Origin of the sequence: Haemophilus influenzae, assembly GCF_003494325.1 — a bacterium.
GTDB classification, from domain to species: Bacteria; Pseudomonadota; Gammaproteobacteria; order Enterobacterales; family Pasteurellaceae; genus Haemophilus; species Haemophilus influenzae_I.
The window spans coordinates 1-375 of record NZ_QQIK01000015.1; the positions used below are offsets into that span (position 1 = coordinate 1).

General features: G+C 49.6%; 1 rRNA gene. It reads right to left on the reverse strand.

The window, feature by feature from the left end:
- A 23S ribosomal RNA gene (locus DV356_RS09795) occupies positions 1-375 on the reverse strand; the annotation flags it as partial.

Here is a 375-nt window from a genome sequence, read left to right on the forward strand (position 1 = left end):
GGTCTTCCGGCGAACGGGTTTTTCACCCGTTTTATCGTTACTTATGTCAGCATTCGCACTTGTGATACGTCCAGCCCACCTCTCGATGAACCTTCTTCCGCTTACACAACGCTCCCCTACCCAACAGGCGTATCACTAATCATCCTCACTCTAAGATGCCCGACTCAACGTTCGGGTTGCTTGAACAACCTTTCATGTCGCTTCGCGCCATTCTAGCTTGTTAATCGTAAGGCGTATTAGTGATACGCCTGATGCCGCAGCTTCGGTGCTATATTTCAGCCCCGTTACATCTTCCGCGCAGGCCGACTCGACTAGTGAGCTATTACGCTTTCTTTAAATGATGGCTGCTTCTAAGCCAACATCCTAGCTGTCTAA